Origin of the sequence: Paenibacillus ottowii, assembly GCF_050516475.1 — a bacterium.
GTDB classification, from domain to species: domain Bacteria; phylum Bacillota; class Bacilli; order Paenibacillales; family Paenibacillaceae; genus Paenibacillus; species Paenibacillus ottowii.
Map to the genome: position 1 here is coordinate 5140530 of NZ_CP191577.1, position 9656 is coordinate 5150185.

Here is a 9656-nt window from a genome sequence, read left to right on the forward strand (position 1 = left end):
TTATTATATTTAATTGAATATATTTCAAAAATAATATGTTAACAAATTTTATTCAATTATTTTTGAAAAAGTATTGAAATGCAATAGAAAAATGATTATTTTGGAAAGGAAATAAAAAAATACAAAAAAATGGGGTGATTCAAATTGTTTGATCCTATTAACCAAGCAGCTGAAGGCAGTGTTTCTCCTATGACGTGTGTTTTTTGTGATACACGTGATCGTTGTGTAGGTTGTGATGCTACCGATTGGTTTTGTAGCAAGGAAAGTGGTCATTGGTGTACTAATAATGATAGCGATTAATTCGATTAATTGAAGTAAAACTTGCAACGATAGAGCTTTCAAACACAGGTAGTAACTTAGGAGGTCTGGGAACTAATCTTCTTGGACTTCCTCCTATTTTGTAACTTTGAGAGGATGATTAATAGTGATTAGTGCTCCATTTGAAAAAAATCCCGTCAAAATCATAGAACAAAATGAAAAGTTATACTTATACAATATAAAAACAAATGGGCTTTTTCAGATTGATGATGTCGTAGTAGATATATGCAATAGCGAAGGTAAGGAAATTGAAGAAATATATGAATTACTTAAGCATCGTTCTAGTAGAGAAGAGGTAGATAGGTTATTAGCCAGTCTGAAGGAAGCATCGGTTATATATAATAAAGATTTGTCTGTTCAAAAGGAATGTAAAAGTTGCGATGATGAGCAAGTGAGTCTATCATCTATAATTCTTATGCTGGTTCAAGAGTGTAATCTAAGATGCTCTTACTGTTATGGAGGAGACGGAGAATATAATGATCGAGGACGGATGGACACAGAGACCGCATTAAAAGCAGTTGATTATCTGTTTAATCATTCTGGCGAGGAAGAAGAACTGAATATTTGCTTTTTTGGAGGGGAGCCACTTCTGAACATTGAAGTGATTAAAGAAGTTGTAGCCTACACTAAGCTAAAACAAGAAAAATCAAATAAACGTGTTACATATAGTATGACAACGAACGGCACCTTGATTTCCAAAGAAATTGAAAATTTTTTATTAGATCATCATGTTTCTATTCAGATAAGTCTAGATGGTGATCAAATGACGCACGATTTCAATCGATATTATCAGAACAGAAAAGGTACCTATGAAATCATTTTAAATAGAACAGAAAGTTTAAGAAAAAAAGGTGCCATAACAGCAAGAGCTACGATTTCACCAGTACAATTGGATATAACTCATACACTTACACATTTAATGGGGATTGGTATTCGCCATGTTGCGATGTATCCTGCAGTCGAAATGCTTAGTGAGGAAGACTTTAAGAAGTATGCACAAGAATTCACCAAATTGGTTGTTCATTTTGAATCTTTGCTTCAGGAAAAAAAATATGGGGAAGCACGTCAAATTTCGAACATTCTAAAATACTTGAAGATGATTCATTCTTCTTCTAAGCGAGATTATTTTTGTGGAGCGGTCTCGCATATGCTTGCCGTTGATGTGCATGGTAATCTTTATCCTTGTCAACGATTTGTTAATGAAAAGGATTACTCTTTAGGAAATGTAAGGGAAGGGATGGATGTAAGAAAGAAGAGTGGCATGCTTAGTGAGATGCGTTTAGAGAAGAGAACTGTATGCGGAGAATGTTGGGCTAAGAATCTATGTGGTGGAGGTTGTCCTCAAGAAAATATGGTGCTTAGTGGTTCAATTAATGAGCCAGTGGATAAATACTGTAACTTTACTCGTAGTGCAATAATGGATTGTATGAAATTGTATTTACGATTAACTAAAGAAGACAAGAAAAACCTGTTCTCTGCTAAGCGGCAGCGAGAGCAACTATTGGAGGATGCCTCATTTGACAATTGATATTCAAGCTTTAAGTAAGTCATATGGTTCTCACCAAGTACTTAACGAGCTTCATTTTCACATTGATAATGGTATATTCGGACTGCTCGGAGACAATGGAGCGGGTAAGACCACTTTAATGAAAATCCTTGCCACTTTACTTAGATTCGACCGAGGAGAAGTTGAAATATTCGGACATTCTTTGAAAAAAGAACCTGATGCTATTCGTTCTTTACTAGGTTACTTGCCGCAGTATTTTGATTTTTTTCCAAATGTGACTATTTTGGAATCCATGAACTATTTTGCGGCTTTAAAAGGTATTCAAGGTAAACATCATATTCAAGAGGAGACATCACAGCGATTAATTGAGGTGGGACTTATCGATCAAGTTGATAAAAAAATAAAACAGCTGTCTGGGGGAATGAAGCAGCGCTTAGGAATTGCTCAAGCTATGTTAGGACAGCCTAAGTTGTTAATTGTTGATGAGCCTACGGTTGGACTGGACCCCAAAGAACGAATTGCTTTTCGAAACTTGCTTCAAAATTATGGAGAAGACAGGATTATATTGTTATCTACTCATATTGTTCCTGACGTTTCAAGCACATGTGACAAACTACTCGTTTTAAAAGAAGGCCGTTGTCTGTACCAAGGGGCTATAGACGATATGATTCGAACTGTCGAGGGTAAAGTGTGGTTGGTTGATGTTGGCAAGCGTCAATTGGAACAATTAAGCCAACAAGCTCGAATCACTTCCATTGTGCGGAAGGAAGGAAGAGTTCAGGCTCGATTATTGTGTAACGACCCTCCAGATTGTTGTACAGAAGTCACACCCGAAGCGGCTAATCTTGAGGATGCGTATCTGTACATTTCCGATCCGGAGGAGAGTTAGCAGAATGGGACAAGTAATCAGAGCCCTAGTTCAATTTGAAGTTTTGCTTATGAAAAAAAGTGTAGTGTTTTTTATAGCACTAACGTTCTCTTGTTTTTTAATTCCTTTATTTTTATATCTAGGAGCAGGGAATAAGAATAACGCGTTATGGATATTTTTGCATCATGGACAAATGTTCTTTACCATATTACTAATGCCGTTAATGTATTCTGTTCTTTATGATGGCGAGAAGCAAAAAATGATCTCTTCTGTTATTATGCCTAAATTGCCTAAAGGAGCCCAATATTTTTATTGTAAGAGTTGTGTATTATGGGGAGTGGTTTGCTTATTTCAATTTGTCGCCTTAGCTATATTTTGTGTGGTTCAATGGACGACTCATGGTAATGCTCCATTCTTGATACTGCTTCATCTAACAGTAGCAGGTGTAGCAACTATGGGATATTCTGTTCAAATTACCGCCATATTGAACTTGCTCTTACGTAAACAACTGTATGTGAACATTGTAATGCTCGTTTACCTTTTAATCAGTATTACTATCAACTTGCCTTACATTTCAATCTGGTTTAATCCAGATTGGATTATTTCCAATTTCTTCACACAGTCGTTTGCTTTTGGGCGAGTATTCCTATTTTTGCTTATGTGGGTATTGATGAAAGTCAGTAATCATCTATGGATGGCGAGGGTACAAGAATGAATGGAATTATAGTTCGTTTCTGGCTACAGCTTTTACTCCGAAGAGAACAAGCAGTAACCTTGCTCGTTTCCTTTAGTGTGGTTCTTTTATTCAATTTAATAATGAATGAAGGTATTGCAATAACTTATAGTGTCAACTTGTTGTTTGTGGCTTTCTTTTCTTTACAGATTGCGAGTATACACAATCGTAATCATACAGAACCGTATATATATATTTCTGTCTTTCCTAATTATCGTCTAATCGCTTACCAGCTTTATGTTTCTTTAATTCTATCGTTTCCTCTCTTGCTCATGATGGTAGGACTTCTATGGAAATCATTCGCTGATGTATCATTATGGAATTTGGTTATCATTGTATTTTTTTCTAGTGTTTTTTCATCGATGTTGGGTCTCTTCCTGGGGCAGGTAGTAAAGCTTTATGGGTTGGCTTTCACTTTTCTCATTGCTTTTTACCTTCCTATAGGTTTAGTTTCCTGGTCTTTTAATGAAAAGTTACGTTACATATCTCCTGTAGTGAATATATTCAACCCCTATATGATCAACTGGCGAAATCTCTTTGGACTCTTAGGCTGTAGTTTATTATTTTACGGATTAGGCACATTGTTATCCAGTCGGCGCGGAGGCGGCAAAAAGTCTATAATCCCTTGGATTAGTACGGTCCTTGCTTGTAGTATACTGATGGGCGTATGGGGATATGAGAGGCTATTTGATGAGAATGTACAGACATCGTCGTTTCAAAAAATAACTGTGGGACAAACACAAGTAGAGTATAAGGGGATTAGTTCATATCAGGCTAGGCAGTTTGCCACCCTTTTTGAAACGCTGTATCAAGTGGCTAAAAAAAAGGAGACACACCCGATTCGCTATACCTTGGAAATCACCCGAATACACTCCATGTCATCGTTTGAGCCGAAAATAATAGTGCAAAATCATAATAAACTTCAAATCAATATTTATTCAAATAAGCTTTTAGAGTTTAATTTCGGAATGGATTGGGCTAGTAAGTGGATTGATTTTATTTTGCCGCAATCAACTCATTTGTCCAATGAGCAAGTGGACGCATTTAGACGCGTCAAAAGTGATATTGTTGTGGAAGTTCGCAAAAAAAATCCCGGAAATGTCTATACAATTCAGGGAGACTGAGAGCTAAAATAAATAACGAGATTTAGATATAAAAGAAAGGGATGGAATGAATGGAACGTGAGGCAGACCATTTGAATATAAGAGCTATATTTCATTCATTCCAATATTGGCCGAAATTAACTAAGTTATTATGGAATACAAAACCTATCTATTTTATTATCATCATCATTGGTTATCTTTTAAAAGGAATACTCCCGATTGCCAATCTCCTTTCCATACAGTATTTGGTTTCTGGAATAGAGACAAGACCATTATCGCATATGCTTCAAATAAGCATAGTCTACCCTCTAGTTCTTGTGATGTTTAGTGGTCTGCTTATTTCAAGTTTAATTGAATACTCTGATAAACTATTCCAAATTACTCTAATAAATCAATTGCAAACATTAATAGTACAACAAACATCAACATTTAATCTTTCGGATTTTGAAAACCCGCAAATACATAATCAGCTCAAAAGGGTTCAGAACGACTCGATAGATAGACCTATCCAGATCTATAAAGAACTCATTAATTTGTTAAGTTCCATGGTTACACTATGCTCTAGCATTGCCATTTTACTAGCGTTCAGGTGGTGGATTTTACTTATTCTCATTCTTTCTCCCCTAGCATCCTTTTATTCTTTATTGAGGTTCACACAAATTCAGTATATAGCCCAAAAAAAACGTGCTCCTTTACAACGCAAATCTAGGTATATTAATTATTTGCTTACTAATGACAAGTCTTTTAAAGAAATCTTATTGTATCAACTTAGTGATTACTTAACGGCAAAATATAAGAGTATTTTTGATATTTTCTATAAAGAAGATAAGTATTTAGCNNNNTAGCCAAAAAACGTATCACTTTATACTTATCATTTCAAGTGATAAGTACATTAGTTATAGCCATTACTTTGATCATGATTATACAAATAACATGGAAAGATAAATTACTTGTTGGCAGTGTTTATGCATTAGTTCAAGCAGTATTATTAACTAATCAAAATATTAACACAGTATCTCAAGGATTGATTTCATTGTGTGATCATAATCTGTATCTAGATGAATTATTCGCTTTTTTTAACATAAAACATAAACAAGAGAATTCTAGTATGTTGCTAAGAGAATCAGATATATGTGCTGATTCAACAATAGAATGCATAGAATTTAAAAATGTTTCATTTGCCTACCCAGATCAAAAAGAATTAGCCCTCAAAGATATAAGTTTTAAAATGAAGCGTGGTGAACCTCTTGCTCTAGTGGGCAGGAATGGATCAGGGAAAACAACAGTGATAAAACTTTTAACGGGGTTATATGAAGACTTTGAAGGAGATATTCTAATCAATTCTATCTCGATTCGAAATTACAATAAAGAAATGCTTTACAAGAAAGTAGGTGTTATATTTCAAGATTTTGTCCAATTTGATTTTTCAGTAAGAGAAAACATAGGTTTTGGCAGTATAGGAGATCTTGAACTTGATACTAGGATATGGGAATCGGCACAACAAACAGGAGTAGATTCGGTAATACGAAATTTGCCTAATCAATTAGAACACCAGCTGGGAAGAAACTTCGAAGGGGGTGTACAGCTTTCAGGAGGGCAGTGGCAAAAAATGGCGATTTCAAGAGCGCTCTTCAAAGAAGCTGACGTTTATGTACTAGATGAGCCTAGTTCATTTCTTGATCCAGAATCAGAAAAACAAGTATTTCGCCAATTTCAAAATTATGTTATGGACAGGCTTTGCCTTTACATTTCTCATCGTTATACCTCTGTTTTATATGCAGATAAAATTTTAGTTATGGAAAAGGGGCAGATTGTAGAAGAAGGAACCCACCAAGAACTAATTAAAAGTAGAGGGTTTTACTATAATTTATTTTCTGACGAAATTCATACATTCCAGAAAGCACTAGTTACTAATGATACACGTTAACTGTGTATTGGAACTCCAGAAAATAGTGGGAATCCGAACAGAGGTGTTTTTTTACCTTTTGAGAAGTAGACTATAATAAAGAAAGCGGAGCTTCCCTTCCAGAGGCACCTCTTTTGGGCTTCACATTGGACATTTTCTATATGAGTTAGGATATTGTACGAATTTTTTTGTCTGTAAATCCGGGTCATTGTCGCCGTAACTTAAATATTATATTTGTCAGCGAGGAAGGACATAGACAGCGTTATATTGGGAGAGGTTGCTTACATATAATAAATTGATAGACGGTATAGGACTGCTTAACAGTGGAAAAGGAATGAAGGATTTGTGAAAATGATGATAAAACATACAAAAACATACAAAAGAACCCGATATACCTCTAGAATCACTTATTAGAAGAGAATTGGAGGTTTTAGGATGAATGTATCTTTTACATCATCTCACCAATCGCCGTTCCGCACCGCAGATAACAACCGACTTGAAATACGGCATCCACTTTCCGCTCAGTCTGAAAGAAAGAGTATAGCCAAGCCGCAAAACAAGATTATTCAACAATTAACAGAGCAAAAGCAAAGTTTAATGGAAAGGCGTTCAGACTATGTAAGTAATGCCCTCAAGCGTGGTCTTGGTCCAGAAGCTGTAAAGGCTGAAATGGAAGAGATCGATAAGCAGATTCAGCAAATTGATGAGAACATTCAAAAGCAGTCGCTAAAGGAACAGAAAAAGGCTTTAGGCATGGATGAGGACAGCAAAAAGGAGGCTCAGGAAGGTAAAAGGGAACAATATACCCCCAAGACAGCAGAGGAGCAAAGGCAAAATCTAATCGCCTATACCATGCATGGTATTGTATCTGCACACAATGAATTGAAGAATGCCAAAATATCTAAAATGGCACAAATCACATTAGAAAGCGAGGCTAAGGGCTGGGAAAACACTAACCCCTCAAGATCAACTGCTTTGCGTGAGAAGGCAGAAGGTCTTGATGGTAAAATTATGGCGATTGCCGCGAATATCAATGAGCGCATCAGTGAAGCAGTGAATAATGCACCGTCGATTATAGAACAGGATCAGCCAAAGGGTGAGAAGGAGGCAAATCCAGAGGCTGGCAGAGTGTGGACTGAACAAGAAATCAATGCCTATCAGGATTCGGCTAATAAAGAGACGAAGACTGCGGGCACGAAGGTAAATATTGCAGTCTGAGCCGGTTATTTTGCGCATAGTGCCATAGTACGCACTAATTAGGAGGGCCCCCCTACGAGCTATCGTTTTTAGGGGCCCTCCGCTCAACGCAATCTATTATTACTATCAAGCAAAGAAAGTTATTTGTTCAATAGGTCTGTTAAAAAAATATTTAGAAAACGTAACCAAATGCTTATCTTTTATCATTAAATACTTAATGTATATATTAAGTATTTAATGATAATATTGACCATGGTGATTACGGTGTGTTATGCTTGAACCGTAAATAAAACGGCTTATTAGCTTAAAGTACAACAGATCTTATTTCGCATTCAGAGAGGATGGTTTAGGTGGCAGCAGCTGTAAAAGCAAAGATGATTGTAGACAAATCTTTTCGTATTGCTGAAGTCGATAAACGCATTTATGGTTCTTTTGTAGAGCATCTCGGACGTGCTGTATATGGTGGTATTTATGAGCCTACTCATTCGACTAGTGATGAAAGCGGTTTCCGTAATGATGTTAAAGAGCTGGTAAAAGAGCTGGATGTTCCTATTATACGCTATCCGGGCGGCAATTTTGTATCCGGTTACAATTGGGAGGATGGTGTAGGCCCGGTCGCATCCAGACCTAGACAGTTGGAGCTGGCGTGGAGAACGGTGGAACCGAATGAAGTAGGAACAAATGAATTTTTTAAATGGGCCAAGGATGTTGGCTCCGAAGTGATGATGGCGGTAAATCTGGGTACGCGTGGAATTGACGCGGCTCGTAATCTGGTGGAATATTGCAACCATCCAGGAGGCTCCTATTGGAGTGATTTACGTCGTAGTCACGGTGTAGAGCAGCCACATAAGATTAAAACCTGGTGTCTTGGCAATGAGATGGACGGTCCGTGGCAGATTGGTCACAAGACTGCAGAGGAATATGGTCGTCTGGCTGTAGAATCGGCAAAAGCCATGAGGCTGATTGACCCGGACATTGAACTTGTATCCTGTGGAAGTTCCAGCTCTACGATGCCGACGTTCCCGGAATGGGAGGCAACGACACTGGATCATACGTATGAGGTGGCTGACTATATTTCTCTCCACCAATACTACGGCAACCATGACAATGATACGGCTAATTATCTGGCACGTTCTATGGACATGGATCATTTTATTCAAACCGTCATTTCGACTTGTGATTATATCAAAGCGAAGAAACGCAGCAAGAAAAAAATGATGCTCAGCTTTGACGAATGGAATGTGTGGTACCACTCCAACGATGCAGACAAAAAAATCGATCCATGGTCTGTGGCGCCACCGCAGCTTGAGGATATTTACAACTTTGAAGATGCATTGTTGGTCGGCAGCATGTTGATTACGTTCTTGCGTCACGCGGACCGTGTGAAAATGGCTTGTATGGCTCAACTAGTCAACGTTATTGCTCCAATCATGACTGAAAATAATGGAAAAGCGTGGAAACAAACGATCTTCTATCCGTATCTGCATGCTTCCCGTTATGGTCGTGGGGTATCGCTGATGCCTGTAGTGGATTCCGAAAAATACGATTCCAAGGACTTTACGGACATTCCTTATCTGGATAGCGCTGTGGTTTATGATGAAGAGGGAGACGCTCTGACTATCTTTGCAGTGAACCGCCACTTGTCTGAATCGCTGGAGCTGACGGTAGATGTACGCAGTTTCGAGGGCTACCGTATTGTCGAGCATACCGTACTGGAGCATGATGATCTCAAAGCGACCAACAGCCCAGCTGGTGAAAAGGTTACGCCTCATAACGGTGGCAATGCCAAGCTTGAAGACGGAATTGTAAAAGCTCATTTGGGTAAAGCCTCTTGGAACGTTATCCGTCTTGCTAAGTCTCATTAATTCTCTTATATAAAAGGAACGACTGGGTTATACCTAAAAAGCCCGCATTCTCTCTTGTAAGGCTACTACAAGAGCAGAAATGCGGGCTTTTTGTATAAAATGAGCCATTTGTCCCTCCATCGATATAGTGCTCAAAAGGAAGAGGTAATTCCAATAAAT

7 protein-coding genes are annotated in these 9656 nt (G+C 37.7%); all 7 read left to right on the forward strand.

Annotated elements, in window-relative coordinates; all coding sequences use genetic code 11:
- Positions 1 to 424: 424 nt before the first annotated feature.
- Positions 425 to 1846, forward strand: coding sequence for a PapB family radical SAM/SPASM ranthipeptide maturase (gene papB, locus ACQQ6X_RS23875; RefSeq protein WP_305167342.1), 1422 nt, complete (start codon positions 425 to 427; stop codon positions 1844 to 1846).
- Entirely contained in the window at positions 1827 to 2714 is an 888-nt protein-coding gene (locus ACQQ6X_RS23880; RefSeq protein WP_305167343.1) for an ABC transporter ATP-binding protein, read from the forward strand. The genes papB and ACQQ6X_RS23880 overlap by 20 nt, the downstream gene beginning before the upstream one ends.
- Positions 2715 to 2718: 4 nt before the next feature.
- On the forward strand, positions 2719 to 3408 hold the full coding sequence (locus tag ACQQ6X_RS23885) for an ABC transporter permease (RefSeq protein ID WP_305167344.1): 690 nt from the start codon (positions 2719 to 2721) through the stop codon (positions 3406 to 3408).
- Positions 3405 to 4550, forward strand: a complete 1146-nt coding sequence (locus tag ACQQ6X_RS23890; RefSeq protein ID WP_305167345.1) for a hypothetical protein — start codon at positions 3405 to 3407, stop codon at positions 4548 to 4550. The genes ACQQ6X_RS23885 and ACQQ6X_RS23890 overlap by 4 nt, the downstream gene beginning before the upstream one ends.
- Positions 4551 to 5409: 859 nt before the next feature.
- Positions 5410 to 6456, forward strand: a complete 1047-nt coding sequence (locus tag ACQQ6X_RS23895) for an ABC transporter ATP-binding protein (protein ID WP_430493502.1) — start codon at positions 5410 to 5412, stop codon at positions 6454 to 6456.
- A gap of 414 nt (positions 6457 to 6870) precedes the next feature.
- The gene (locus ACQQ6X_RS23900; protein WP_305167347.1) at positions 6871 to 7653 is read left to right on the forward strand and encodes a muscle M-line assembly protein unc-89 Uncoordinated protein 89; all 783 of its coding nucleotides are present in this window, start codon (positions 6871 to 6873) and stop codon (positions 7651 to 7653) included.
- A gap of 329 nt (positions 7654 to 7982) precedes the next feature.
- Positions 7983 to 9497, forward strand: coding sequence for an alpha-N-arabinofuranosidase (locus tag ACQQ6X_RS23905; RefSeq protein WP_305167348.1), 1515 nt, complete (start codon positions 7983 to 7985; stop codon positions 9495 to 9497).
- The last annotated feature ends 159 nt before the right edge of the window (positions 9498 to 9656 follow it).